Here is a 26,196-nt window from a genome sequence, read left to right on the forward strand (position 1 = left end):
CGACTTCGCGGCTACCGTATTACCCAGGTAGGCATTGCGGGCCCAGTTTCACAACCTCATCTGTTCGAGGGCGTTTTCCAGATCTTCCGGGTATGGGGCGTCAACAGTGAGCGTTCTGCCGGTAATCGGATGGGCAAAACTGAGCTGGACCGCATGCAGCCATTGGCGAACAAGCCCAAGTCTTTCAGCCTCAGTTGGATTTCCCCCATAGGTGGGATCCCCCACGATCGGGTGTCCGATGGCTTGCATGTGCACACGAATCTGGTGGGTTCGCCCCGTTTCCAAATGTACGCGCAACAGACTGGCTCCCGGCATGGCCTCGATGGTGTCGTAGTGGGTAACCGCCATCTTGCCGCCCTCGACAACGCCCATCTTGAACTCTCGACCGGGGTGACGGCCGATAGGCGCTTCGACAGTACCCGAGGACGGGTCTGGGTGCCCAGACACTAAGGCGTGGTAGATCTTCTTTACCTTGCGGTACCGAAAGGCATTTTTCATGACCGTGTATGCCCGTTCAGATTTAGTCACTACCATCGCCCCAGAAGTGCCCACATCCAGGCGGTGCACGATCCCTTGTCGCTCCACCGGTCCGGAAGTTGCAACCCTGCGCCCAGAGGCGATGAGAGCGCCAATTACCGTTGGCCCCTCCCAGCCGGGACCAGTATGAGCGGCTACGCCAACCGGCTTATTTACCACCACAATATCCGGATCCTCGAAAAGGATCTCCATGCCAAAAGGAGTGGGCTTAATTCCCGGTTTCTCAGGTTCCGGGAGCGTTATGTCAAGGAAATCACCGGCTTGCAACCGTTCTGATTTGCGCAGCGCGTGCCCGGCACACAGCACGTCACCAGCGTCAATGACCTTCTGGGCGGCAGCTCTGGACATTCCCAGCATTCTGGTGAGGGCGAAGTCTACGCGCTCCCCATCCATGCCTTCAGGAACCGGCAACCTCCGAGAGATCATTTGCTTTCCTCTTTTCCCCTCAAACCAAGTAAAGCTAGCCACAGCACGGAAAGAACGATGGCTATGTCAGCGACATTACCGACAAAGAAGTCTGCGTAGTTGATAAAGTCAACGACCTGCCCCTGCCCGTGGTAGGGCTGGCGAAAGAGGCGATCTACAAGATTACCTGCGGCTCCCGCCTCAAGCATCCCTAATGCAAGCGTCAACTGCAGTGAGTCAACTTTACGGGTAAAAAGCGCAACCACGATGCAAGCGACACCCGCGACAATGGTGAATACCCAGGTGTGCGAGGCAAGAAAGGAGAAAGCAGCACCCGGATTGAAAACCAGCTGAATCGAAAGTAGGTTGCCCAGCACCGGTTTCTTTTCTCCTGGCGACAAGCTAGCAAGCGCCCACTGCTTAGTAGCAAGATCAGCAACAAACCAAGCAAGAGCGGTCCCCGCCCACACGCACCATTTCTTCACCCTAATACTGTAACGGAGCGCATTGCGGAAGAAAAACTACGCGGTTGTTAAAACAATTGTGGCCCCGCCTAGAACGGGGCCACAACGCTAAAAACTACTTGATGTCGTCGGCATCGACGGTCTCGATTAGCTTCTGCAAGTGGGAACGCAGCTGGCTGCGGTACTCGGATTCGAAGCCCTTGAGCTCGTTGATCTTACCTTCAAGCATGGAACGCTCGGAATCGAGCTGATTGATAACGCGAGTCTTCTCGTCTTTTGCTTCACGAAGAATCTGCTGCGACTGTGCGTGTGCGTCGTCAACAATCTTGTTGCCCTTTTCCTGGCCCTCATGCACGTATTCGTCGTGCAGGCGCTGGGCCATGGCGAGCATGGAGGTTGCGGACTCGGGCTCATTGCTCTGGGAAGGTGCGGGAGCCTCCGCAGCCTTCTGAGCTTCGCTGCGAGCGGTTTCCGCCTCGGTGCGCAGCTTCTCGTTTTCTGCGCGCAACTGTTCAATCTGTGCACGCAGCTGGGCTTCGGCCTCAGAGGGCTCGCCAGAAGACTTACGGGCCTCGGCGGCTTCAGATTCGACCTCGGCGGTACGCTTGCGCGCCTGTTCCAGTTCTGCGCGAAGCTTGTCATTTTCAGCGCGCAGAGCGCCGTCGTCTGCAGCTGCAGGAGAGGCCTCAGAAGCGTTTTCGCTAGCTACGGCGCCACCTTCCTGGAGGGCAGTCAGTGTACGCACGACCTCGTCAAGGAACGAATCAACTTCGTCCTGATCGTAACCCTCACGGAACTTCGTGGGGGTAAACGTCTTGTAATGGACGTCTTCCGCCGTTAGCAGAGCCATATTGGTCACCTCGTATTTCGAATGTGGGCCCACTAGGCCCCGGTTGGTTCTTCACTTGGTCCTAAACCAAGTAACGCGTTCATCATACTAAATATTGCCTTATTTAACACGTTCAACAACAGTAACAGGCCTACCTGTTCACGTTTCAGACGGTATAAGACAGCCTAAAAAGTATTCGAATTAGGAAAGAGACTCCGAAGAAAAGCACTAAAAAACCCAGGTCAAGCGCGATAGTACCCAGCCTCAACGGAGGGATATACCTACCCAAAAATCGCAGTGGCGGATCCGTGACCGCATACACAAAATTGGCGATAACTAAAATTACACCTTTTGGACGCCAATCGCTTGCAAGTATCCTCGCCCAGTCCAAAATTACTCGAATGAGCAGAACAATGGTGTAAGCCTGCAGCAGATAGGCAACAATCTGTAAAGCTGCTCCGATTGCCGTCATATATCAGAAGCTCACAGACCCATTTGAGGACGATCCAGCTTCTACCGCCACCTCGGTGGGGGTAAGCAAAAAGACGCGCTTGGTTACTCGCTCGTAATGCCCGGATAGCCCGTGCACCAAACCTGCCCCAAAATCGACAAGCCGGCGAGCATCAGCATCATTCATGGCAGAGAGGTTCATGATCACAGGAGTTCCCTCGCGGAAAGCATTCCCGATAGCAGGAGCATCCGCGTAAGAGGTCGGATGGAAGGTGACAATACGACGCAAGTCGCTTTCGTCTGAACGAACAGGGCGAGGAAACTCGGCTACCGGAGCGGCAGAGAAAGATTCAGAGCTGGAAAAATCCAGTTCGTCCTCCCCATCTGACTCATATGTATCGGCGAAACCATCAGAGGCCTCGGCTACATAGTCATCTTCCTCTACGCCTTCGGGCTCGCGCCACCCAAAAAAGTCCATCGTACGGCTAAGTGCTCCGGCCATGAACATACCCTTCGACTAGTACCTGCAACTGCTAAAAGATTAGCCGTATACCGCCGCGCCAGCCGCGATTAGTATCGGCGTGTTGATCAGGCGGGAAACACTACGCCACAAAAACGACCGGTAATTTGGTTTCTCCGGTAGGAATAAAGATTCTCGTCCTCGTAGGTACACAGCTTCGAAATGAAATCCACCTGCACCCCAGCCTCTTGCAACTGCGAGTTGGCGCTAGCACGCAAATCCAGGCCTGGACTACCCCACCGGGTTACACACCATGCAGAGGGCGTTACTTCAGCCAAATCTGCCCGCAGCTTCTCGGGAACTTCGTAACACCTTCCGCAAATGCAGGGGCCGACGGCGGCGTGAATTGAATACGCGGGCACGTGCTCGCTCATCATCGACACGGCTTTGCGGATAATTCCCGTGGAAAGGCCCGCCCTGCCGGCATGCACAGCACCCATTACTTCCCCACCAGAGGACGCAAATACTACCGGCACACAGTCAGCTACCATTACTGCAAGGGCGGGCAAACGCAGGTGCTTGGATGCAAATTCCTCAGCTACTACGAAGATGCCATCGGAGTTTACTACTTGGTCAGTACGGCCAGGTTCAACCTTATGGACTCGTGCAGAATGCGTCTGATTCATCCACACAATCGTTCGGTCAATCTTCGCTTCTAATAGATCTCTATTGCGCCGAACCGCTTGAGGATCGTCCCCAACATGCATTCCCGTATTAAGTGTGGCGAAAGCCGCCTTCGACACCCCGCCGCTACGAGATGTGAAGACGGCTTTAGCCCCTCCGACTGAGATCGGTCGCATTAGCGCAAGAACGGAGGAATGTCTAGGTCGTCGTCTTTGTCGGAATCGTCAAAGACGCGAGGCAGTTCTAGCTGCGATGAAGGAGTCGGATCAGTGCTTACCCGCGAGGGAGCAACAGGTTCAGGCTCCACAGCCTCCGGTAGCTGCGCCCTCGAGGTTGAACGAGGACGGGTAGGCACGTCCAGCGGAGCGCGGTGCTGCGGCCCAGAAGGCAGCGAGCCTAGATCGCGCTGCTGGCTCTGCAACGGCGCTGGCGCGGGAGTCGGCTTCGGAGCAGCTTCGGAGCGAAGAGTGTTGTTTTCTTCTTCCTTCTTTTGCACATTTAGCTCCGGGTCATCAAAGCCGGCAGCAATGACAGTGACTCGCACCTCGTCGCCAAACGCTTCGTCGATAGAAGCACCGAAGATGATGTTTGCTTCCTCGTGCGCGGATTCGCGCACCAACTCGGCAGCCTTCTGGATTTCGAACAGGCCCATGTTGGACCCACCCTGGAAGAACAGCAGCGCTCCGTGGGCACCTTCGATCGAAGCTTCCAGCAGCGGAGAAGCGATAGCCATCTCGGCAGCCTGGACTGCACGATCCTCGCCACTTGCGGTACCAATGCCCATAAGGGCGGAGCCCGCATCCTTCATTACGGACTTGACGTCAGCGAAGTCAACGTTGATCAAGCCCGCAGTAGTGATCAGGTCAGTGATCCCCTGCACGCCCGACAGAAGCACATTGTCAGCGCTACGGAAGGCATCGAGGACGGAAATATTCGGGTCGGAAATCTTCAGAAGGCGATCATTCGGAATGACGATCAAGGTGTCGACTTCGCTGCGCAAGTTCTCGACGCCAGCTTCGGCCTGCCTAGAGCGCATCCGCCCTTCAAAGGTGAACGGGCGGGTAACAACACCGATGGTAAGCGATCCAAGCTCGCGCGCGATGCGCGCTACTACAGGTGCGCCGCCGGTACCGGTGCCGCCGCCCTCGCCAGCGGTCACGAACACCATGTCAGCGCCCTCAAGGGCGTCGCGAATGTCCTCAGTGTGGTCCTCAGCAGACTTCTGCCCAACAGATGGGTCCGCTCCTGCGCCGAGACCGCGCGTCTCTTCGCGCCCAATATCGAGCTTCACATCAGCATCGGAGGTCAGTAGCGACTGCAAATCCGTGTTGATCGCAATGAACTCAACGCCAGCAAGACCAGCTTCGATCATTCGATTCACGGCATTTACGCCGCCCCCGCCGATGCCTACAACTTTGATAGTTGCAAGATAGTTCTGAGGAGATGCCACCTCGGCCCCTTCCCTTTCATCCAACCCTCAACCTCAACTGAAGGTTGAACGTTATGTCATATTTCCGGTATCTGTCACGTTATTAGTCTGGACAACCCAATGCCTGGCACCGCTTCGGCGTGTTGCGACACCCAATATTTTTGCCCCCGAAGTTCAGCTAGTAACCGGCCTCGCGGGATCGGTTAAATCGTACGTAGAAGCGTTGCGCTGCGCCAACACGGCAATGACTTTCGCCTTCAACTCATTATTGGATTCATCCCCCCAGATGATCGTGGCACCAGAATCCAAAACTAGCGAAATACGGTCCGCATTAGCACCGTCGATCTTGGTCACTCGATCCATAATCTGAGTAGGCACTGCCGGGATGATCTTTGCCATAGCCGAGGCCGTCGCTGCTCGGTCGGCTCCTGCGGGCAACGATATTTCCTTCAGGTTCTGCTCCCCTGCAGGGGCAAACGCGATGCCTTTCGAATCAACAAGTTTGGCATCGTCGCCGCTACGTTCGATCCCGATCGGAGTACGCAACTTCAGCTGGAGTTTCACTCCATGCAAAGGCGACCTGTGCACCTGCACGTTGGCTATCCGAATATTAGAGCGCGCAATCGCCTTGGCCATAGCGCCAGTATCCAACCTAGGTAGTGGCACGCCCTTGAATGGTTCCGTTGCCTGCACTACCTGAGCCGAAGGAACCTCCTTGGAAGCGCCCTCCACCACTGCGGCACTTGGCCGGTACTGAAGGAGCGGCGAGAAAAAGGCGAGCCCAGCAATTAGTGCCACCAGGACTATCGCGCCTAGAACCGACCCCACGTAGAGTCTTCTTCTACGTTTTAGTGCCCTAGACCGCTCTGCCAGCCGCACCGCCAGCTCATAGTTGACCCTTGCCCTCACAGCAATTCCAAAATCACACTGGCCATCGTCGTTACGTCCCCGGCGCCCACCGTGCAAATTAGATCGCCAGGCCGCGCCTTGGAAACCAGGTAGCGGGCCCCGTCCTCTAGAGAATCGGCAAGGTAAGCCCCCGCAAGCTTGTCCCCAATCAGAGAGGAATCTACGCCCTCAACCGGATCTTCGCGGGCGCCATATATAGGTGCCAAAGCCACTTCGTCTGCTCCCCTGAGCGCCTTCGCGAACCGGTCGGCAAAATTCCTTGTTCGCGAATACAGGTGAGGTTGGAACAGCAGCAGCACTCGTCCTTCCGTCTGTTCGCGTGCCTGCGCTACCAACGCGGCTACCTCGGTCGGGTGATGGGCATAGTCGTCACGTACCTCTACCCCACCAGCGGTTCCCTTGTATTCGTAGCGGCGCCCAGTGCCCGTAAACGCTTCCAAGGCCCGCACCGCTTCCTGGGGAGCGTAGCCGGCGGATACCAGTACTGCAAAGGCCCCCGCAGCATTTAGCAAGTTGTGCTTTCCCGGAACCTGCAAATGGACTTCATATGTCTGCCCCTGCCAGGTGAAGGAGTCCTCTGCTACCAGGACATGCTCGCCCTCAAGCGGTGTTGTGCCGTAGGAAATATGGCGCAGATGACTGCCGACACTTTGCCCAAGTGCGCGCGCGCCCTCGTCGTCAGAGCACGTCACTAGGGTGTCCGAAACAAGGTTAGAAAACTCTACAAACGCCTGTTCAAAGGCTTCCTTTGAACCATAGTGATCCAAGTGATCTGGTTCCACATTGGTCACCAGAGCAATGGTTGGCTTGTAGTTCAAGAAAGACGCATCAGATTCATCAGCTTCGGCGACAAAATACTTGCCCTTGCCAAGATGTGCCCCGGAACCGAATCCGCTGACTATTCCGCCTACTGCAAATGACGGATCCGCCCCAAGCTGCGAGAGCGCGACAGCGAGCATACCGGAAGTGGTGGTCTTGCCATGGGCTCCAGCTACCGCAATAAAGTCCATTCCTGCCGCTGCCAAGGCAAGTGCCTGTGAGCGGTGAATTATCTTGCACCCAAGTTCGCGAGCCCTAGCGAGCTCAGGGTTGGAATCACGTACCGCTGTCGAAACCACCACGATCGAATCGGGGGTGACTGCAGCCGGATCGTGGCCTACCTGCGCGTTTATGCCTAGCCCACGAAGACGGGCGATATTGGCTGAATCCTTCTGATCGGAACCGCTAACCTGCTGGCCACGGTCGAAAAGCAATTCAGCAACTACGGACATGCCGGCCCCGCCGATTCCTATTAGATGAAAATAGCTCATTTCTCTGCAACTCCAAAAGCAATATCTGCCACGCGCTGGGCGGCATCTATCTGTCCAAACCGCTGTGCTGCCGCACTCATTTCCGAAAGCTTCTCGGAATCGTTGACAAGGCTGAAGACTTGGTCCACTACCGTGGAGGCATTCAAATGCTTGTCTTCGATAATCTGGGCGCCGCCCCCTGCTACCACATCGGCAGCGTTCAGCTTTTGTTCCCCATTGCCAATCGGCAAGGGCACGTAAGTTGCAGGCAGCCCCAATGCTGAAATTTCACACACTGTGCCCGCCCCTGAACGGGCAAGCACCATGTCCGCGCAGGCAAAAGCATCCTGCATATTTGAGCAGTATTCCAGAACTTTATAGTCAGGCGCCTCGCCGACCGTCTCGGCTACCGCCTGGCTCTTCCCCTTTCCTGCTATATGCAGGATCTGAATGTCGCCCCTAGAAGAAGCTGCATTTGCCACGGCTTCGTTTATACTCTTTGCTCCCAAAGAACCGCCGGTGACAAGAAGAGTCTTCTTCTGCGCATCCAAGCCGAATTGCGCCAGCGCGTTGGTTCTAAGCTGTTCTTTAGTTTCGGGATCCAACCGAGCTTTAGCCAGCTTTTCAATGGCCTCCCGCAGGGGCAGTCCTGTTACCTCGGTAATCCCCTTACGGGCGGATAACGGGGTGGATGGGAAGGTCAATGCCACTCCCTCTGCCCATCTCGCTCCTAGACGATTGGCTAGTCCGGGCCGAGCGTTCTGCTCATGAATCACTACTGGCAGGTGAAGTCGGGCAGCGGCCACGTAGGCGGGAGTCGAGACGAACCCGCCAAAACCAATCACGACGTCTATTGACTCATCAATAAGGGCCTGCCTGCAGATTCGCAGTGCCTCGCGCATGCGTGGGACAAAGAAGAACAGGTCCTTGCCGGGACGCCTGGGGGCGGGCACCTTAGGAATCTCGATCATCTTTATTCCAGCCGGTGGGAGCAGGTCTACTTCCAGCCCTTTTGCGGTACCAAGTGCAATAACCTCGGCCTCCGCAGCGCGCAGCTTCTGCGCCGTTGCAATAAGCGGGTTGATATGCCCTGCTGTGCCGCCACCGGCAAGTAGTACCTTCATTTCTTCGCCTTTCTGCGTCGCCCAACAACGGCGATAGTCTGCTTTATTGAAGCTTCTCGTGCCATTAGTACCTCATTTGCGCCCGGTTCAGCGCGCGCACACGAGAGCATGATCCCCATAGCGATTAAACATGCTACTAATGCCGATCCACCAGCTGAAATAAATGGTAGCGGGACGCCAATAACCGGAGATATTCCAACCACGACACAGATGTTGAGCAACGCTTGCAGCCCGATCCAGGCCATTGTGGAGGCAGCGGCGATACGGATGGAGTTGCTACGGGCCCGTCTAGACAGACGCAGCAAGGCCCATCCGAGCACCATGTACAGAATAATTACGGACAAGGTCCCAACCAGTCCGAATTCCTCACCTAAGATCGCATAAATAAAGTCGGACTCCGCCTGCGGCAAATAGTTCCATTTCTGTCTGGAAGCACCCGGTCCGACCCCCGTAATGCCACCTGTACCCAGGCCGAGTTTGGCACGCAAAGGCTGCAGATCAATGCCCTGTTCATCTTTGGGCGCTCCGGGTAAGAATGCGCGAATGCGCGCTCGTCGCGAAGACGAGGACGTGGACGCGACAGCTACTCCGAAAAGTGCCGCCAGCACTAACAGAGCAATCTTCTTCCAGTGCAGTCCGCTGATGAACAATATTGCCCCTACGACACTGCCGACTACCAGGGTCGTACCAAAGTCACCACCCACCATAATGGCTGCCATAGACCCAAGTGTCGGCCAGGCCAAGTAACGCCCGATTGATGCCCAATCGGATAGGTCTACAATGCGGTGACCGATAATTGCCGCCATGTGCATTATCAGGGCAACCTTCAAGAACTCGGAAGGCTGTACGGTACCGATTCCGGGAATAGCAATCCAGTTCTGATTACCACCGATATTCTGGCCAAAGGGCAACACCAGTAGCTGGAAGCCTATTGCCGCAACTAAGACTGTTGCAGAAACCTTCGGATTGAAATAAAGCTGCGGCCTAGCTTTCGTAGCCAGCCACATTAGAAGAAGGCCCAAAATGGCGTAAGTAAACGGTTTGAAGAAAGCTAGGAAGGGGTTATCTTGCCTAGACAGCTCCCCAATAGAGGAGGCCGAAAACACCATGATCAGGCCGACCCCGGTCAGCAGCAGAGTCGAAATCAAGATCATGTAGAAGGTGAGAACCGGGTTGGTTCGCATCTGTTCTTGTACTACCGCTCGAGTCGAATCTATGGTGTCGTCGTCAGAGACTACCCTTATTCGCGGCAGCTTCAGCTTCGCTCTTAAGGACACTTAGTCCTCCAATCCCGCCACCGCCTGGGCGAACAGGTCGCCTCGCTCTCCGTAGTTGGTAAATTGATCCCACGAGGCGCATGCGGGAGCCAAGATGACAGTATCTCCGGGGCGGGATAGCGCTACGCATTCGTGCACTACAGACCCCATTATGTCGTCTGGCGGCTCACACTCGACCACGGGAACATTGGGGGCCTGAGTCTGCAACGCCGAGCGGAGGGCTCTCCGATCCTTGCCAATCAATACAACTCCGCGCAGAGTAGGTGCCACTGCTGCCACTAGTTCGTCAAAGGACTGGCCCTTGGTGTCCCCGCCTGCAATCCAGACTACTGACGAGGGCGGCATTCCGGCCAACGATATCTTCGCGGCGTGGGCATTGGTCGCTTTCGAATCGTCGATCCAGGTGACGTCTCGAGCTTCACCTAACAGGGTGCGCCGGTGTTTCACTGCCTTGAAGTTGCCGAGGCCTTTTGCCACGGAGGAAAAGTCCACTCCTAGAGAGCGAGAGAGGCCGGCCGCTGCAAGCGCGTCGGCTAACACCGGATGCGTAATGATGCCACCGGTCAAGTGGCGCAAGTTGTCGAAGGTGAAAAGTTCGGTGGCCTCGCTCCATCGGTTAGCGATGAAGGCGCGGTCAAGCGCAATATCGTCTACCACGCCAATTTGCCCTACCGCGGGAGCTGAGAAAGACAGGCCTATAGCTCTGCACCCCTCAACTACGTCCGCGTTATCCACCATTTCCCGCACGCTAGTGTCTGAAATGGGTAGCAGGCAGGCCTTGCGAGTGCGCTCGTAGACCATCGCCTTGGCCTGTTTATAGGCTTCCACGCTGCCGTGCCAATCCACGTGGTCTGATGCGACATTCAGGCAGATCGACGCGTAAGGAGAAACGGTGCTTGTTGAATAGAGCTGGAAGGAAGATAGTTCAACCACGAGGGCGTCGTAACCACCCTCGGCAGCTTTCAGTACAACGGGAGCGCCGACGTTACCTACTGCGTATGCCTGCCGCCCATCTGCACGCAGGATCGCCTCGGTCATGCTTACAGTGGTGGTCTTCCCGTTCGTGCCGGTTACTGCCAGCCAAGGCGCGTCGTCTTTGCGACCGGCTTGCAGCCGCCAGGCTAATTCGACCTCTCCAAGGATCTCCCGTTCGCTAAGGAGTGCCCCCTGATAGATGGCGCTGGCAGGGGGAATTCCCGGGCTCACCACTACCTGTTCCAGCCCAGCATCCGCAATTTCCTGCTTCACCTGCTGCGAAGAAGTGGCATGAATTTTCTGGACATTCTTTGGCAGGTCGGCACTTTCTAGTGCCTCCTGCGAACCATCAATTACCGTGACCTCGTGTCCAAGGTTAGAAAGAACCTCCACCGCAGCGAGTCCGGACTTGCCGACCCCTGCTACCCCAATCCGGGAGCTCATATCCTCAATACCCATTCTGCGTAGAAAATTATTGTGCCGATGATGCCAAACAGGCCGGCGATGATCCAGAAGCGCACAACGATCGTAACCTCTGGCCATCCAAGGAGCTCAAAGTGGTGATGCAAGGGAGCCATTTTGAAGACCCGCTTACCTGTGAGCTTGAAACACCCCACCTGGATGATGTCCGAAAGAACAATGATCACAAATAGGCCACCAATAACGACCGCAAGGAATTCGGTCCTGGTCAAAATGGACATGCCAGCAAATGCGCCGCCCAGTGCGAGCGAACCGGTATCTCCCATGAAAATCTGGGCCGGAGAGGTGTTCCACCACAAAAACCCGAAGCAGGCTCCCACGATAGCTGCCGCAATGACGGCTATATCTCTGGGGTCGCGTACCTGATAGCAAGCGGCAATATTAGCTGGGTCGGATCCGGGGCATTTCTGGTAGAACTGCCATACCGCAACCAGGGCGTAAGAACCGAAGGCGAATAGCGAGGCCCCCGTAGCCAATCCGTCCAGGCCGTCGGTCAGATTTACCCCGTTAGACCAAGCCGCAACAATGAAGTTTACCCAGATTACGAATACCAGTATCACCAGTGCGCCTATTCCAAGTACTTTCAGCGAGACCGAAGTGTCACGCACTACTGAAATTGCCAACGAGGCCGGCCGCACTCCCGTATGGTCCGGAAATGCGTATGCGCCGAGCGCAAACAGGGTGCCTACTGCGAGCTGTCCAATGAACTTCGCTTTTGCGTTTAGGCCAAGGGAACGTTGATGGGAAATCTTGATGAAGTCATCCAGGAACCCAATAACGCCCAGGCCAATGAAGAGGAACATGAGCAGTACTGCGGACCAAGAAGGTCCATTTCCGCTAACCAGCATCGATACCAGCCAGCCCACAGTCGCAGCACCGATAATAACGATGCCACCCATGGTGGGAGTCCCTCGCTTCATGTAGTGGCCCGTGGGCCCATCCTGCCGAATGAACTGCCCGTACTCACGCGCCCGCAGTACACGGATCAGCGCTGGAGTGCCTAGCAAAGAAACAATTAGCGCGACACCACACGCACTAATTAATGCGAGCACGCGTTTTCCTCCTTTAGAAGTTGATCTGCCAGGCGCCACACGCCCGACCCGTTAGACCCTTTGAATAGGATCACGTCCGCGCTAGCGGGCAGATCCTTAATCAGGCTAGCCGCTTCATGGTAGTCGGCGGCGGAGATAGTCTCGGCGCGTTCGGAAACTGTCTCTAGCAACGGTTTCGCTCCCTGCCCGACAACGACCACGACGTCTACCCCATTTGCAGCCACTACTTTTCCGACCTCGCGGTGAATATCATCCGACTGCGGACCAAGTTCAAGCATTTCGCCGAGGACGGCTATTTTCCGACGACCCTTGCCGATTTTAGCGAGGGCGCCAAGAGCTGCCTTCATAGAATCAGGGTTGGCGTTGTAGGCATCGTCGATCACGATTGCACCGCTCTCTAGATGCCGCACATCCATGCGGTGCGGGGAAGTGGCTTTAGTACCGGCGCACTTAGCAACAGCCAGTTCCAGGGGAATTCCGGCAGCTACTGCGCCGGCAATAGCCGCCAACGCGTTAGAAACATGGTGGGCTCCTACTAGTCCTAAGGAGAGTTCACTGTGGGTGCCGTCGTGATGCACCGTGAAACTTGCCCTGTCATTGCTATCGACCTCTACCCCGCTCGCATAGAAGTCGGCCTGTTGACCAGCTGCGAAGGTTAGGAGCTTCTTGTCCTCACTCAGGTATTTAGTCATCTCGGCTACACGGGAATCGTCAATGTTGAGGACGGCTACTCCCCCAGGAACCAACCCGCCAAGCAGCTCAGCTTTTGCTTGGGCCACAGCTTCCTGAGAGCCGAAGCCACCAAGATGGGCCCGTCCTACCAACAGCTCAATCGCCACATCAAGCGGAGCTATCGAAGTTAGATATTCAATGTGGCCAACGCCCGAAGCACCCATCTCTAGCACCAGGTAGCGAGTACCTTCCGGTGCCGACAAAACGGTACGCGGCAGTCCGACCTCGTTATTGAAAGATCCCACCGGAGCCGTGGTTGGCCCCGCGGCGCGACAAATCCCCGCCAGCAAATCCTTCGTAGTGGTTTTCCCTGCGCTACCGGTAATGCCGATCACAGTGACGGGGCCTGCCTCGCGCAAGTTGCGCAGGTGGAAGGCCGCTGCCTGCCCGTAGGCATAGGTCACGTCGTCGACCTCAATGACGGCAATCTTCGGATCGAGGTCGAGTGCCTTCTGTGCGTTCTGAGTGACTACCGCCCCAGCACCCGCGCCTGCGGCCTTGGGAAGATAATCCAGTCCGTCGTTCTGTTCCCCAATTCGGGCGAAGAAAACCCCACCGGCCTTCGCTTCCCGCGAATCGGTCGTAGCATCCAGCAGTGTCAGCGCCGCATCCGAATCACGGACGAGTACGCCCCCTACCGCGTCTGCCAACGCCTTTGCATCTAACGTCATAGTTGCCATTGTATGTGCCTCTTTATAGGGCAGTTATTTGGTATTCGCTTCTATTGGGTAAAGTTTCGGTGCTTCAGTGGATGGTTTCACACCCAGCATTCTTAGCGCTGCCCCTGTGACCTCTGAAAACACGGGTGCGGCGACAACACCGCCGTACACCGAAGTTTGCGGCTTATTTAACACTACGGAAACCGCTACTGCCGGTTTTTCTGCAGGAGCAGCTCCAACGAAGGAAGCTACTACTCCCCCCGAATCGGCTCCTCCCAAAATTTCGGTAGTACCGGTCTTTCCGGCGGTGCGGTAGCCGGGAACCTTTGCCAGCTCGGCGGTACCATCCGAGCCGGTCACCGATTCCATCATCCGCATCAAAGTCGCGGCAGTATCGGGTTCCATAGCGCGGGTTGCCTTAGGGGTATCTGTCTTATGGACCACTCCGTTTTGATCAGTCCACGAGTCTACGATGCGCGCTGGGATGCGTACTCCCCCGTTCGCTACAGTTGCCATCAACTGGGTTACCTGCAGCGGAGAAACAGCAATGCCCTGTCCGAACATGGTGGTATACCGCTGCCTTCCATCCCACTCCTGCGGGGTAGGCACAAGGCCGCCCGTCTCTCCGGGCATCTCAATTCCTGTGGGCTCGCCCAGGCCTAGCTTCTTCATCATCTGATAACGCGACTTATCTGAGACCAGGTCGCCAATCTGAACAGTACCTACGTTGGAAGATTCCGCCAAGACCCCAGAAGCGGTCAGGTTTTGGACGCCATGCTCATGCGAGTCCACAAACTTTTCACCATTTTTCATAGTGATTTCGTATGGAATCCGGAAAGTAGACAGTGGAGTAATTTTTCCCTGGTCTAGTGCGGCCGCAAACGTTATCAGTTTGCCGGTGGAACCGGGTTCATACACCGACTGCACAACCCGCGACTTGGTAGATTCAGATTTCTCGCGAGCATCCATAGGAGGCAACGCTCCCGAGTCCGCTAAAGCCAGCACCCGTCCCGTAGCTACTTCCATAACTACAACGGTCCCCCAGGTAGCACCTGTTTTCTTTACTGCATTGTCCAAGCTAGTTTGCGCCTGCTGGTTGAGGTCTGCATCCAAGGATAGCTTCAAGCTCTGGCCAGACTGGGCTTCCTTCGTGGTCTCGGCACCGTCGGGAATAATCTGTCCGGTGGGCGCGATTTCGACAGTGCGTTCCCCGTCTTTGCCACCTAAGACTCCCTCACGGGAAGCTTCGATGCCGGCCGCACCAACGTTCTCTTGGTTCACGAACCCGACTACGGTCGAGGCGGTATTGCCTGCCGGGTAGGACCGCAAGGTGGTTGTTTCGGAGGTGATTCCTTCAATCTTTAACTCTTTGATCTTACGCCACTTCGCAGGTTCCACATTCCGCGCAATGATCTGATAGCCCGAATCGGCAACCAGCATGCCGCCAAGTTCTGCCCTATCTTGCTCCAAGATGGGCGCGAGTTGTCTGGCTGCTTCGACAGGACCGGTACCCATGACCTTTTCCCTGGCATCTGGTCCCTCGGCAGCCCGAGTGTTGGTGATGACCTTCCCAGCTGAGTTCACGACCTCTTTATGCACGTAAGTGCGCAGCAGGTAAGGGTTGGCAACAACGTTATACCGCTGCGTCGAGGTAGCAAGAACAGTACCCCGAGCATCTAAAATCTTCCCGCGTTCAGCACGGATCGGATAGGTTACAGTGCGAAGCTTGGCTGCCTGCGAGGAGAGTGAGGGCCCATCGATCACCTGAATCTTAATCAAGGCCAGCGAGCAAATGCACATGCCCGTAGCCAAAAAGACCACAAGCCACCTAGTGCGATCCACCCCTGCGAATCGCTTTAGAACACGGCGCCAAAATTTTCCTCTTGCGGCCACGCCTACTGCGCTGCCTTGCCGCCCTCGATCTGCTTAGAACCGAGGCTTATGTATCCTAACTCCACGGCTGGAACCATACCGTGAGACACCGCGAATTGGCGTAACGAATCGGGAGAAGACAAAGACTCGACCTGAACCTGCAATTCCTGATTCGCTTCCTCAACTTTGTCCAGCTCGATCTGATCTTCATGCATGGAGTAGGACAGCATAGCCATCTGCGTATTGATAGCCATAGGAACCACAATCAAAGCTAAGAGCGCTGCGACTACGCCACCCCAGGTAAGTATCGGGGTTTTTGCCGGCGCAGAGGTTTGCACTACCGAAAGGATCGGCCTGGCAATCCGACGGGGCCCTTTACGAGGGCGACCAAGTGCGGCCTGAGTCATGACCTTTACCTTCCTTCACTAATGCGTTCTATGGCGCGCAACCGAACTGGTGCGGAACGCGGATTTGTCTTCTGCTCTTCTTCATCGGCCTTTTGCGCTCCAGAGAAGACGAGGTTGAAGTTTGGAGCTAGTTCTGGTGGAACTACTGGCAAGTCGGGCGGAGCCTGAGAGGTGCTAGCCTCTTTGAAGGCAGCCTTAACTATTCGATCTTCCAAAGATTGGTATGCCTCCACAACCAACCTGCCACCCACATTCAGGCTGTTCAGGGCCGCGGGGATAGCATCCTCGAGGATGGACAATTCGTTGTTTACGGCTACGCGTAGAGCCTGAAAAGTCCGCTTCGCAGGATTGCCCCCTTTCCTTCTGGCGGGAGCAGGTATGGACGCGCGAACCAAAGCTACTAGTTGCCCAGACCGTTCTATAGGCTCGCTTTCGCGCTTTTTCACGATTGCGCCAGCTATCTTGGCAGCAAATTTTTCTTCGCCGTAGACCCGCAGAATCCTAGTCAGTTCCTGTTTGCTAGCTTCTTGCAACAGTGTGGCAGCGGATTTCCCCTGCGATGTATCCATGCGCATGTCTAAGTACGTGTCGCGGGAGTAGGCGAAGCCGCGATCGTCCTGATCTAGCTGGAAGGAAGATACTCCCAGGTCCATCAATATCCCATCGACTTTTCCGCCAGCCTGATCGGCGACATCGCCAATTCGATCGTAGGTGGTGTGAATTGGAGTAAAACGGTCCCCGAAGGGCGAAAGGCGCTCGCCAGCAATCTGCAAAGCCTGCTCATCTCGGTCTATCCCGTACAAACGGACCTGCGGAAATTCTTTCAAGATGGCTTCGCTGTGGCCACCCATGCCAAGGGTGCAATCTACAAAAACGGCACCATCGTGAGCCGCTGGTTCCAGGAGTTCCAGACAGCGTGCAACCATTACCGGCACGTGTCCGTATTCCTTAGCCATGTAGACCGCCTTCCGTCAGGCCATAAGCTTGGATCCCCTCCGCTCTCTGAAGCCGGGGAAGTGGCCTCAGAAATCGGAGAGAAACCGAACCTATGCCCCTAGAACAAACCTGGGATTACCTCTTCAGCAGTGTCCGAGAACGCCTGCTCATGTTCCGCTAGGTACTTCTGCCAAGAAGCTTGATCCCAAATCTCGATTCGAGATCCGGCACCAATCACCGTTACGTCTCGCTTCAACCCCGCATAGGTGCGAAGTAACGCGGGAATGGTGATTCTTCCCTGCTTATCCGGTTTGTCGTCCATCGCTCCCGAGAGCATGATCCTGACGAAATCTCTAGCCTGCCTACTGGAGATAGGCGCCCGGCGGAGCTCTTCGTACATGTTTGCGAATTCCTGGGAGGTGAACATGTATAAGCAGCGATCCTGGCCCCTGGTTAGGACCAAGCCGTTTGAAAGTTCCTCGCGGTAGCGGGAAGGCAGAATGAGGCGCCCCTTGTCATCGAGCTTTGGCTCAGCTGTACCAAGGAACACACGCACCTCCTCACCGCTGAGCTCCACTTTACTCCACAATCAACCACATTGTGAAGCTAATCCTCCATTTTTCGCATTTCTGCCTAGATCAAACATCTACTGAACAGCTAATTTACCGAATGGAGTGAAGTGGAGTAAAAATCCATACATAGTGGAGGACGACTGGCCACCCAGAGGGGTGGCAGTTAAAAATAAAAAGAGGGGAAGACTCTGCGTCTTCCCCTCTCTACGAAACTACTTACTAGTAGCGGCCAGATTCGCCCTGACCGCGGCGTTCCCATTTTTGCTGTTGCTTCTTCATAAAAGCAGATGAGGATGCACCCCTAGCCGTCTTTCCAGAAAGCTTCGCAACAACTTTTCTGTTCCAAGGCAGGGTGATTCCAAATACCATTACCAAGAATCCAACTACCGCCAGCGCCATGGCCGGCCACGTATACCCGAGTGACACCGCAACCACAATGATCACCAATCCAAGAAGTGTCACGACACCCATAGCTGCCATAACCCTAGGAGGCGTCTTCCTTGGTGAGTTAGGAGCCTCTTTCGCCATGGCGGCATCGAAGGAAGGATCGCCCTCGCGCAGCTGGGCTTCCAAATCCGCAAGGACCTGCTTTTCGTAGTCAGACAGTCCCATGACACCTTCCTTCGCTATAAATGTGTCTTCACTCTCAGGATAGAGCATTACCGCCCTATTTCCCCAACTCGTTCCTTTCCTTCCGGTCACCCAGCAGCGACGCGGGCCGCAAAGCGCTGGCGCCAAATCGGGCCGCAATTCCGTCCATCGCACTCTCGGCTGCCCGGCGCGTATCTTGGCCGTCGATGGTTAGCTGTATTCCGACCTCTGCCGAAACTAGCCCTTCGACACGCAGACCAACCAGCCTATAGCCACCGGTTGGCAATGGCACAGAATGCGCCAAAGTGCGCGCCACCTTATAGATATCTGCACCTAGATCAGTTGCCGGCACGGTTTTTGACCTAGTCACTGTTCTAAAGTCGGCACCGCGCAACTTGACCACGATTGTCTGCCCCTGCCATTTTGCGGCGCGTAGCTTAGCAGCGCACTCGTGTGCCTGCGCTAAAAGCACTTCTTCTAACCTAGGGAATGCGGTTACATTTTGTTCGAAGGTAACCTCAGTACCGATCGACTTTTCGGGGCCGCTCTCGCCTACCTTTGACGCATCAATTCCCAAACTAATCTGTGCCAGTCTTGCCCCTGCCGCTTTTCCTACCTTGCGCTGCAGATCAGACTCGGGAACCTGCGCCAACTGGCCAATAGTACGAACGCCAGACCGCAGCAAAATCTCTTGGACCCTCTTTCCCACTCCAGGAAGTGCACCTACGGGCAAATCATGTAGGAACGCGGACACAGCGGTATCTGGAACCAGTAATATCCCGTCGGGCTTCGCATGCGAGGACGCAATTTTTGCTACCAATTTCGAGGGCGCAATGCCTACCGATGCCGCAATCCCCAGTTCGGTTTTGATGCGACGGCGAAGAGCAATTGCGATCTGCGTGGAGGAGCCAAATATCTTTCGGACTCCAGACACGTCCAGGTAAGCTTCATCCACGCTTACCTTCTGAAACGCAGGAGTATAGGAAGACAAGATCTTCATTACCTCGGCCGACACCTGGGAGTACACCCCTTTGCGGGTGGGCAACACCACCGCCCTGGGGCAAAGGCGAACTGCACGCGACACCGGCATGCCGGCATGCACGCCGTAGGCCCGCGCTTCGTAGGTAGCAGAAGTGACTACGCCCCTGTTCGAGTGCCCACCGACAATCAGAGGCTTTCCTACCAGTTCCGGATGATCCAGCAGTTCGACGGAAGCGAAAAAACAATCCATGTCGACGTGCAAGATATTGGCATGCGAGTCGTCTTTTCCCCACCCATGCCTGGCACTGGCTAGCCTAGGCGAATTAGACATTACTTAGGCTGATTTGCTGGGGCCATCTACCGGCCCATCAGCGCGGTGACGCCCCTTCGGCTTAGGTGGCACTGCAGTCTGGCCCTGGTCGGCACGCTGCTGGTCGGTATTGCGCAAAAAGTCTTCGAAACGCTCGGCAAGATCGTCCCCGCTGGGGATTTTCACTGGTGAATCGGAAACTTGCAATTGCGAAATATCCAACGAATCGACGCGCTGCTCCAGTTGGGCGATGACGCCGCCAATCTCAGCAGATTCCTGCACTTCCAGGTCAAGCCTCTTTGAGAGCATGTCAGAAGCGGCAGCCAAATCACCAATTGGCAAATCCAGTCCAGTAAGATCGCTGATTCGCGAAATTAACGCTGTTGCTGCAGCCGGGTAGTCAGAGTCCATCACGTAGTAGGGCACCCCTACCGTAAGACCAATGGAATCGATCCCCTGCTGCCCCAGGCTGTACTGCAGGAACATTCCCATGGAAGCGGAAAACTGCATGGTGCCGATTTGCTCGTCTTGCGGAGGCAGTAGATCCGGACGCGTTCCAGTCTGGTTCACTAGCGGAGGACGCGTGTGCGGAGTGGCAGCTGGCAACCCCAGGACGTTAATAGCGGTCTCGACTCCCACCTCTTTGGCATACTCGGATACCACTTGGGCGAACTCATTCCAACGCAGATCCGGCTCAGGCCCGTGCAAGATCAAGATTTCTTGTCCCGAATAATCGGTAACCTTGTCGATGGCGATTTCAGGAGGCTCCATATCCGTTACAGTCCATTGGGACAAAGTCGCCAAGGGACGGCGGGCACGATAATCGACAAGTTTGTCTGTATCGAAAGTCACTACGCGCTCTGCCTGCAAAGATGGCAGCAATTGTTCTAGCGTAAGCCGGCCGGCGTGTCCCGCATCAATAGCGCCATACATGTGGTGGAGCATAACCCGCGAGCGCACCGGCACATCAGAGATCTGAGAGATTAGCTCTGTCATTTTTACCTCCACCTTCTTTAGCTATTAGCCTATATGTTCTGTCTGACAGTTGATGTCCCAACATGACCAACTATCATTTTGGTCTGACACAATAGGTTAACTTTCAATCTGTCTAACAAGAAACTTACTACCGTTATTCCAAGGATAAGCGTGACTTCTACCCCAATGGACCAAGAGCAGCCCGCAGTCGATCGTGCCTACCGGGCACTTGACGCAGCTCGGTCTAGCTACCGACGCCAACAGCGCAAGGCTGAGGCCGCAGGAGCTCAAGGGTCTCCTCAGGCCCGCTCTGAACGAGATGCAATCGCAGCTCATTTTGGTGATCAGGCGACTCGCTTGGAGCAGGTGGAAGACAAGCTTGTGTTTGGCAGATTGGATATGACATCCGATCATGCCCCTTCGCCTCGCTACATTGGCAGGGTGGGTCTTTCCGAGGAGGGCAAGACCATTTTGGTTGATTGGCGCGCACGGGCCGCTACCCCGTTTTATCGGGCTACTCCCGCCCATCATGAGGGCGTGGTCAGGCGTCGCCATATCGGCACGAAGCTGCGGAAAGTGGTCTCGGTTGAGGACGATCTTTTCGATGTGTCAGCTTCCGAAAATGTTTCCTTGGCAGGCGAGGGCGCCCTTTTCGCCGCGATGAATTCTGCGCGCGGTGGTCATATGGGCGACATTGTGACTACCATTCAGGCAGAGCAGGACGAGGTTATTCGTTCTGAGGCTAAAGAACTTCTAGTGGTTCAGGGCGGCCCGGGCACGGGCAAGACTGCTGTAGCGCTACATCGCGCGGCTTATCTACTGTATTCAGAACGCGAGAAGCTGCAACGGTCAGGGGTGCTTATTGTTGGCCCATCCAGGCGTTTCTTGCGGTATATCGAACAGGTATTGCCGGCATTGGGGGAAACGGGTGTCGTCTCTGTAACGATGGGTGACCTGCTCCCAGGTATTAGCGCCGTTTCCCATGACAGTGACGCCCTCGCGCGTCTAAAGGGCTCCCTAGAATGGATAAAAATCGCGAAGAGGGCGGTAGCTTCCAGGCGTCGCATTCCGGAGGCTCCCATAACGATGCGCGTATCCGGCGTGACCGTCACTCTTCTTCCAGAGGACGTGAAGGCTGCTGCTCGGCGGGCAAAACAAGCATCTAGAGCGCACAATGTGGCGCGCACTACCTTCGCCCTCACGCTGCTAGAAAAACTCACCGATAGCTACCTGGCCGCAGACGAAAATCTAAGTTCGTCTGACAGGGCTTGGGTGCGTGAAGAACTGCGCACGAACATTGATGTAAAGCGCAATATCAACCTGTGCTGGATGCCCGAGTCCGCCACTGCCCTACTCCGCAAGCTCTATTCACGCCCGCAGCTCCTAGCAGCATGCGCCCCCAGTTTCACCGCCGAGCAAGTTGCCGCTCTGCAGCGGCCAACCGATGCTGCTTTTACGGTAGAGGACATTCCCATCCTCGACGAACTGGCAGAGTTGTTGGGCCCTTCAGATGTGTTTGCTGCGGCAGCCCGCGAGCGCGTTGCTAGGCAAGAACAGGCCATAGCGAGGGCGCAGCAAGCCCTGGATATGGATGGCCTGGGCGGAGGGATCGTGAATGCCCAGCTACTCGCGGAACGCACACAGGGGCAGGCTGATTCTTCGACATTGGCAGAGAAGGCCCGAGCCGACAGGTCCTGGACTTTTGGCCACATAGTCGTAGATGAGGCGCAGGAGCTCTCGCCCCTAGCATGGGCTGCTTTGCTCAGGCGCTGTCCCTCTCGCTCGTTCACAGTGGTAGGCGACCTAGCACAAAGGACGGGAACCAGTGCGAAAGATTGGACGGAAATCCTTGGGCCAGCTGCCCGCGGATACTCCGGTACGGCTATCTTGTCGATTTGCTACCGCACCCCACAAACCATTATGGAGGCAGCTGAAAAAGTCGCCCGCGCCCTCGGCAGACCAATCGACTACCCGGTAAAGGCCGTCCGCGACCTACCAGATTGTCTGCGATTGCACCAGAGTGAAGGCCTTGCGCGCAGTGTCAGTCAGCTTGCCCAAATTGCCTGCGAAGAGCTGGACTTAGAGCACGGCACGGGGCAGGGCCAGGTGGCAGTCATTGCCGAAAAAGAGATAAGGCAGAAACTGACTTTCTCGGATCCACGTATCAACGTTCTTTCTGCCCGCGCCTCGAAGGGACTGGAATACGACGTAGTCATCCTGGTTGAACCTATCCAGATGCAGGATCGTCCTGGGGATCTATACGTAGCAATGACTAGGCCAACTAAGAGACTCGAGGTCGTCTATTCTGAAAAACTGCCAGAAGGATTCACTTCTAAATAGTTTTTCGACAAACCGCTTGCTCAGCACACTTTGCGATGACACTATTTATACATGCCCAAAGTTTTACTTCTGGAAAATCCTCACCCCGATGCCGACGCGATCTACCGCCAGGCGGGATTCGAGGTTGAACGACGGGTCGGGGCGCTGGACGAGGACGAACTGATAGAGGCTCTTCAGGGAGTTGACGCGGTCGGGATACGGTCAAAGACCGCGATCACCGAGAAGGTGTTAGCAAGCTGCCCACGTCTGTCTTGCATCGGCGCGTACTGTATAGGGACAAACCAGATCGACCTGTCCGAAGCCACCAGAAGAGGCGTCGCCGTCTTCAATGCCCCCTACTCCAACACGCGCTCGGTGGTAGAGATGGCAATATCTTTAATCATCGCGCTCAGCCGTCAGCTTCCCCAAAAGAACGCCGCCCTCCACCGCGGGGTGTGGCAGAAAAGCGCCGCTGGAGCCCATGAAGTCCGAGGAAAAACGCTGGGCATTATTGGCTATGGCCACATCGGCATGCAGCTGTCCGTATTAGCCGAAGCCATGGGAATGAAGGTTATCTTTTACGACACTGCCGAACGCCTCGCCCTCGGCAATGCCCACGGTTGCAAAACCATGGAAGAACTATTAGGACGCGCAGACGTAGTTTCCATCCACGTCGATGGGAACCCGACCAACGCGAACATGTTCGGCCCACAGCAATTCGAGCAGATGCAGCCTGGGGCAATCCTTCTAAATCTGTCGCGAGGATCAGTCATCGACTCTGGCGCCCTAGTGCAGGCTCTGGAAGCTGGAATGCTCAGTGGAGCTGCCATTGACGTGTTCCCAACCGAGCCGAAGAAGAATGGGGATCCATTCAACTCGCCACTGGCAAAGTTCGCGAATGTAGTACTTACTCCACACGTGGGCGGGTCTACCGAAGAAGCCCAACTAGATATTGGACAGTTCGTCACTTCAAAGGTTGTCGGCTATTTCCAATCCGCATCCACAGACATGTCAGTGAATCTGCCAAACCTTACCCTCCCAGTTTCCAAAGACGCTCTGTACCGCGTGGCATACATTCACACCAACGCACCGGGGGTGCTTGCTGAAATAAACCACATTTTTGCCTCCCACGGGGCCAACATCAACGGGCAAATCCTTGGTACGCAGGGGCGCGTCGGGTACGTAATAACCGACATTTCCTCAGAATTGCCTGTCGAGACGGTTGCAGCCCTAAAACGCGGCGAAGAAACCATCAAACTCCGCGTACTAACTCACTAAGTTCTGCCAAGAGACAAATAGGAAAAGTAGATAGGCTTACCCCGTGGATAGCGAAGACCCAGTTTCAGACCTAACCAGGCGCTTGCGCGAAAACTACGACCCGGAAGTAGGTCATGAAGTAGACCAGAGCCCAGCAACTTTAGTCTCTTTACTGCAAGAATCGGCAGCCAAGTGGCCAGATCGGGTAGCAACAGATTTCATGGGCGCCACCTTGACTTATTCCGAGCTGGAAGAACAGTCGCGAAAAGCCGCTAGCGCAATGGCAAACATGGGTGTCACAGCCGGTGATCGGGTCAGTTTAATATTACCCAACTGCCCGCAGTTCATTTGCGGCTTTTTTGGCGCATTAGCATTGGGGGCAATTGCGGTAGCACATAATCCGCTAGCCCCAGCGTCAGAGCTCCACACCGAAATCGAACGTGTCGATTCTAAATTGATACTAGCCTGGCAAAAAACCGTCTCCAAGGTTGCCAGCCTGTCCGTGCCCGTACTGTCCGTAGATCTGGTAGCAGCACTGCCTGCAAAACTTCGGCTCGCACTGAAACTTCCGATCCCCAAAGCACGCAAGATGCGCGCACAGCTTTGCGAAAAAGTACCAGCCTCTATCCCCTCCTTTGACAAGCTAGCAAAGAAGGCAACACCACTCAGCACCCCGGCTGCAATTGACCCGGACGACACCGTCGCAATGCTGCATACAGGCGGAACAACAGGGTCACCAAAGTCGGTCATGCTCTCGAACACGAACCTAGTGTCCAACTCTCGGGCAGCTGCACAGTGGGTTACGCCCCTCCTTTCACCTCACGAAACCATTTATGCCGTACTACCGTTTTTCCACGCATTCGGAATGACATTGGTAATGCTCTCGGGCTTTCTGGTTGGTGCCACCCAAGTGGTATTTCCCAAATTTGACGAGTCGCTCTGCCTAGACGCCATGAAGCGCCGCCCCTGCACTTTCATGATTGGCGTTCCCCCGATGTTCTCTCGCCTATTGAAAGCGGCACAAAAGGCAGGCATTGCCTTAGACAGCATCAACTACACAATCTCTGGTGCCATGCCCTTGAAGAAGAAAGACGCACAGGCCTGGGCAAGCGCCACTAACGCTCCAGTTATCGAAGGTTACGGTATGACGGAGACGTCGCCCATCGTGACCGGATCGCCCCTCAGCTCCACCAGAGTCGGCACCCTTGGCTTACCGTTCCCTTCGATCCAGGTTCGCCTAGTCAGCTTGGAGGATCCCACCAAAGACGTGGACGACGAGGCCGGCGAGCCTGGTGAGCTCATAGTTAAAGGGCCCGGATGCAGCGCAGGATATTGGAATAACCCTGAAGAATCCAAAAACCTTTACACTACGGAAGGCTGGCTGCGCACCGGCGACATAGCCATAAACGACGACGGCTACCTTGCACTAGCTGACCGGCGGAAAGAGCTAATCCTTTGCGGTGGATTTAACGTCTATCCATCTGCGGTAGAAAACGCCATCCGCAAGCTAGACGAAGTAGAAGATGTTGCCGTTGTTGGCATGCCCGACGAAGATCGCGGAGAGGTAGTCACTGCAGCCATCGTCCCAGCTCAAGGACGCACCCCTACCCTTGCCAAGATTCGCGAGCAAATCATAGAAGATTTGCCAAGATACGCACTTCCCCGGCAGATGTTTCTGGTAGACAAACTAGCCACCTCGGATTTAGGAAAGGTGGTGCGCCGGCGAGTACGGGATGAGCTTCTGCAGCGGCAGCGCTAGCGCTTCTGCTGTTCAGCCCGCAGCTGCTTAATGGCCTCCTCGAAATCGTTCAAGGAGTCGTAGTCGAGATACACCGAGGCGAACCGCAAATAAGCAACAACATCCAGGTCGCGCAGAGGTTGCAAAATTGCGCGGCCCACATCCTGGGTAGTGATTTGCGCCCTCCCCGACCCACGCAGGTCCTCTTCGACCTTCTGCGCTAGTAGGGCCAGATCATCCTGGCTAACTGGCCGGCCTTGACAGGCCTTCCGAACTCCTGAAATAACCTTCCCTCTGGAGAAAGGCTCTATGACCCCGGAACGCTTCAGCACGGTTAGCCCAGCAGTTTCCTGAGTAGTAAAACGACGATTGCAATGAGGGCACTGCCTCCTACGCCTAATAGCCATACCGTCGTCAGTGGTTCGAGAATCTACTACTCGCGAATCGGGATGCTGACAAAAGGGACAGTGCAAAAGGGCCTCC

25 protein-coding genes are annotated in these 26,196 nt (G+C 55.6%); 3 read left to right on the forward strand and 22 right to left on the reverse strand.

Annotated features, from left to right (window positions below; all coding sequences use genetic code 11):
* Positions 1-48: 48 nt before the first annotated feature.
* The 21 genes from QP400_RS08765 to QP400_RS08865 form a co-directional block, all read right to left on the reverse strand.
* A complete protein-coding gene (locus QP400_RS08765; RefSeq protein ID WP_004804883.1) occupies positions 49-963 on the reverse strand; it encodes an RluA family pseudouridine synthase in 915 nt (304 codons plus the stop codon).
* Positions 960-1,427 carry a signal peptidase II gene (gene lspA, locus QP400_RS08770; RefSeq protein WP_239181380.1) on the reverse strand — a complete coding sequence of 156 codons (468 nt, stop codon included), beginning with the start codon at positions 1,425-1,427 and terminating at the stop codon, positions 960-962. The genes QP400_RS08765 and lspA overlap by 4 nt, the downstream gene beginning before the upstream one ends.
* A 94-nt stretch (positions 1,428-1,521) precedes the next feature.
* Positions 1,522-2,256 carry a DivIVA domain-containing protein gene (locus tag QP400_RS08775; protein ID WP_048707571.1) on the reverse strand — a complete coding sequence of 245 codons (735 nt, stop codon included), beginning with the start codon at positions 2,254-2,256 and terminating at the stop codon, positions 1,522-1,524.
* Positions 2,257-2,401: 145 nt separating this feature from the next.
* Complete coding sequence (locus QP400_RS08780) at positions 2,402-2,707, reverse strand: YggT family protein (RefSeq protein WP_048707489.1); 306 nt, start codon at positions 2,705-2,707, stop codon at positions 2,402-2,404.
* A gap of 3 nt (positions 2,708-2,710) precedes the next feature.
* Positions 2,711-3,187: a cell division protein SepF gene (locus tag QP400_RS08785; protein WP_048707491.1), complete on the reverse strand. Its 477-nt coding sequence runs from the start codon at positions 3,185-3,187 to the stop codon at positions 2,711-2,713.
* An 86-nt stretch (positions 3,188-3,273) separates the two neighbouring features.
* Positions 3,274-4,005: a peptidoglycan editing factor PgeF gene (pgeF, locus tag QP400_RS08790; RefSeq protein ID WP_065420881.1), complete on the reverse strand. Its 732-nt coding sequence runs from the start codon at positions 4,003-4,005 to the stop codon at positions 3,274-3,276.
* Positions 4,005-5,279 carry a cell division protein FtsZ gene (gene ftsZ, locus QP400_RS08795; RefSeq protein ID WP_048707573.1) on the reverse strand — a complete coding sequence of 425 codons (1,275 nt, stop codon included), beginning with the start codon at positions 5,277-5,279 and terminating at the stop codon, positions 4,005-4,007. Before ftsZ ends, pgeF begins: the two co-directional genes overlap by 1 nt.
* Before the next feature lie 153 nt (positions 5,280-5,432).
* A complete protein-coding gene (locus tag QP400_RS08800) occupies positions 5,433-6,167 on the reverse strand; it encodes a cell division protein FtsQ/DivIB (protein ID WP_048707495.1) in 735 nt (244 codons plus the stop codon).
* Positions 6,164-7,477, reverse strand: coding sequence for a UDP-N-acetylmuramate--L-alanine ligase (murC, locus tag QP400_RS08805; RefSeq protein ID WP_048707497.1), 1,314 nt, complete (start codon positions 7,475-7,477; stop codon positions 6,164-6,166). The genes QP400_RS08800 and murC overlap by 4 nt, the downstream gene beginning before the upstream one ends.
* Positions 7,474-8,580 carry an undecaprenyldiphospho-muramoylpentapeptide beta-N-acetylglucosaminyltransferase gene (gene murG, locus QP400_RS08810; RefSeq protein WP_048707500.1) on the reverse strand — a complete coding sequence of 369 codons (1,107 nt, stop codon included), beginning with the start codon at positions 8,578-8,580 and terminating at the stop codon, positions 7,474-7,476. Before murG ends, murC begins: the two co-directional genes overlap by 4 nt.
* Entirely contained in the window at positions 8,577-9,857 is a 1,281-nt protein-coding gene (locus tag QP400_RS08815) for an FtsW/RodA/SpoVE family cell cycle protein (protein WP_048707503.1), read from the reverse strand. Before QP400_RS08815 ends, murG begins: the two co-directional genes overlap by 4 nt.
* On the reverse strand, positions 9,858-11,291 hold the full coding sequence (gene murD / locus QP400_RS08820) for a UDP-N-acetylmuramoyl-L-alanine--D-glutamate ligase (RefSeq protein ID WP_048707506.1): 1,434 nt from the start codon (positions 11,289-11,291) through the stop codon (positions 9,858-9,860). It abuts the gene before it with no gap.
* Positions 11,273-12,364 (reverse strand): phospho-N-acetylmuramoyl-pentapeptide-transferase, encoded by a 1,092-nt coding sequence (gene mraY, locus QP400_RS08825; RefSeq protein WP_004804858.1) that lies wholly within the window; start codon positions 12,362-12,364, stop codon positions 11,273-11,275. The genes murD and mraY overlap by 19 nt, the downstream gene beginning before the upstream one ends.
* Positions 12,352-13,776, reverse strand: coding sequence for a UDP-N-acetylmuramoyl-tripeptide--D-alanyl-D-alanine ligase (locus tag QP400_RS08830; RefSeq protein ID WP_004804856.1), 1,425 nt, complete (start codon positions 13,774-13,776; stop codon positions 12,352-12,354). Before QP400_RS08830 ends, mraY begins: the two co-directional genes overlap by 13 nt.
* A gap of 24 nt (positions 13,777-13,800) precedes the next feature.
* On the reverse strand, positions 13,801-15,648 hold the full coding sequence (locus QP400_RS08835) for a peptidoglycan D,D-transpeptidase FtsI family protein (RefSeq protein ID WP_048707508.1): 1,848 nt from the start codon (positions 15,646-15,648) through the stop codon (positions 13,801-13,803).
* A gap of 2 nt (positions 15,649-15,650) precedes the next feature.
* The gene (ftsL, locus tag QP400_RS08840) at positions 15,651-16,034 is read right to left on the reverse strand and encodes a cell division protein FtsL (protein WP_004804852.1); all 384 of its coding nucleotides are present in this window, start codon (positions 16,032-16,034) and stop codon (positions 15,651-15,653) included.
* Positions 16,035-16,039: 5 nt separating this feature from the next.
* Positions 16,040-16,990, reverse strand: a complete 951-nt coding sequence (gene rsmH / locus QP400_RS08845; RefSeq protein ID WP_004804845.1) for a 16S rRNA (cytosine(1402)-N(4))-methyltransferase RsmH — start codon at positions 16,988-16,990, stop codon at positions 16,040-16,042.
* Positions 16,991-17,088: 98 nt separating this feature from the next.
* Positions 17,089-17,520: a division/cell wall cluster transcriptional repressor MraZ gene (mraZ, locus tag QP400_RS08850; RefSeq protein WP_040314625.1), complete on the reverse strand. Its 432-nt coding sequence runs from the start codon at positions 17,518-17,520 to the stop codon at positions 17,089-17,091.
* 241 nt (positions 17,521-17,761) lie between these two features.
* Positions 17,762-18,202: a DUF3040 domain-containing protein gene (locus tag QP400_RS08855; protein WP_081499136.1), complete on the reverse strand. Its 441-nt coding sequence runs from the start codon at positions 18,200-18,202 to the stop codon at positions 17,762-17,764.
* Positions 18,203-18,209: 7 nt separating this feature from the next.
* Positions 18,210-19,445 (reverse strand): DNA polymerase IV, encoded by a 1,236-nt coding sequence (gene dinB, locus QP400_RS08860; RefSeq protein ID WP_004804842.1) that lies wholly within the window; start codon positions 19,443-19,445, stop codon positions 18,210-18,212.
* 3 nt (positions 19,446-19,448) lie between these two features.
* Complete coding sequence (locus QP400_RS08865) at positions 19,449-20,420, reverse strand: PAC2 family protein (RefSeq protein ID WP_004804840.1); 972 nt, start codon at positions 20,418-20,420, stop codon at positions 19,449-19,451.
* Between the two features lie 150 nt (positions 20,421-20,570).
* Between QP400_RS08865 and QP400_RS08870 the strand changes: the two genes are divergently transcribed.
* From QP400_RS08870 to QP400_RS08880, 3 genes are read left to right on the forward strand one after another with little or no spacing between them, the layout of a single operon-like run.
* Complete coding sequence (locus QP400_RS08870) at positions 20,571-22,739, forward strand: HelD family protein (RefSeq protein ID WP_004804838.1); 2,169 nt, start codon at positions 20,571-20,573, stop codon at positions 22,737-22,739.
* 51 nt (positions 22,740-22,790) lie between these two features.
* Complete coding sequence (gene serA, locus QP400_RS08875) at positions 22,791-23,996, forward strand: phosphoglycerate dehydrogenase (protein ID WP_004804836.1); 1,206 nt, start codon at positions 22,791-22,793, stop codon at positions 23,994-23,996.
* Positions 23,997-24,039: 43 nt separating this feature from the next.
* Entirely contained in the window at positions 24,040-25,734 is a 1,695-nt protein-coding gene (locus QP400_RS08880; RefSeq protein ID WP_285462639.1) for an AMP-binding protein, read from the forward strand.
* Here QP400_RS08880 and nrdR read toward each other — a convergent pair.
* Entirely contained in the window at positions 25,731-26,186 is a 456-nt protein-coding gene (nrdR, locus tag QP400_RS08885; protein ID WP_004804832.1) for a transcriptional regulator NrdR, read from the reverse strand. The two genes, QP400_RS08880 and nrdR, sit on opposite strands and share 4 nt — an antisense overlap.
* Positions 26,187-26,196 lie beyond the last annotated feature (10 nt).

This window comes from Winkia sp. UMB3158 (assembly GCF_030217145.1).
In the GTDB taxonomy this organism is placed as follows: Bacteria; Actinomycetota; Actinomycetes; order Actinomycetales; family Actinomycetaceae; genus Winkia; species Winkia anitrata.

Excerpts from the sequence above, each read along its gene's own strand:
- QP400_RS08765 (WP_004804883.1), bottom strand. The coding sequence starts at position 963 with ATGATCTCTCGGAGGTTGCCGGTTCCTGAAGGCATGGATGGGGAGCGC.
- QP400_RS08775 (WP_048707571.1), bottom strand. The coding sequence starts at position 2,256 with ATGGCTCTGCTAACGGCGGAAGACGTCCATTACAAGACGTTTACCCCC.
- QP400_RS08780 (WP_048707489.1), bottom strand. The coding sequence starts at position 2,707 with ATGACGGCAATCGGAGCAGCTTTACAGATTGTTGCCTATCTGCTGCAG.
- QP400_RS08785 (WP_048707491.1), bottom strand. The coding sequence starts at position 3,187 with ATGGCCGGAGCACTTAGCCGTACGATGGACTTTTTTGGGTGGCGCGAG.
- pgeF (WP_065420881.1), bottom strand. The coding sequence starts at position 4,005 with ATGCGACCGATCTCAGTCGGAGGGGCTAAAGCCGTCTTCACATCTCGT.
- murC (WP_048707497.1), bottom strand. The coding sequence starts at position 7,477 with ATGAGCTATTTTCATCTAATAGGAATCGGCGGGGCCGGCATGTCCGTA.
- murG (WP_048707500.1), bottom strand. The coding sequence starts at position 8,580 with ATGAAGGTACTACTTGCCGGTGGCGGCACAGCAGGGCATATCAACCCG.
- murD (WP_048707506.1), bottom strand. The coding sequence starts at position 11,291 with ATGGGTATTGAGGATATGAGCTCCCGGATTGGGGTAGCAGGGGTCGGC.
- QP400_RS08830 (WP_004804856.1), bottom strand. The coding sequence starts at position 13,776 with ATGGCAACTATGACGTTAGATGCAAAGGCGTTGGCAGACGCGGTAGGG.
- ftsL (WP_004804852.1), bottom strand. The coding sequence starts at position 16,034 with ATGACTCAGGCCGCACTTGGTCGCCCTCGTAAAGGGCCCCGTCGGATT.
- rsmH (WP_004804845.1), bottom strand. The coding sequence starts at position 16,990 with ATGGCTAAGGAATACGGACACGTGCCGGTAATGGTTGCACGCTGTCTG.
- QP400_RS08855 (WP_081499136.1), bottom strand. The coding sequence starts at position 18,202 with ATGCTCTATCCTGAGAGTGAAGACACATTTATAGCGAAGGAAGGTGTC.
- dinB (WP_004804842.1), bottom strand. The coding sequence starts at position 19,445 with ATGTCTAATTCGCCTAGGCTAGCCAGTGCCAGGCATGGGTGGGGAAAA.
- QP400_RS08865 (WP_004804840.1), bottom strand. The coding sequence starts at position 20,420 with ATGACAGAGCTAATCTCTCAGATCTCTGATGTGCCGGTGCGCTCGCGG.
- serA (WP_004804836.1), top strand. The coding sequence starts at position 22,791 with ATGCCCAAAGTTTTACTTCTGGAAAATCCTCACCCCGATGCCGACGCG.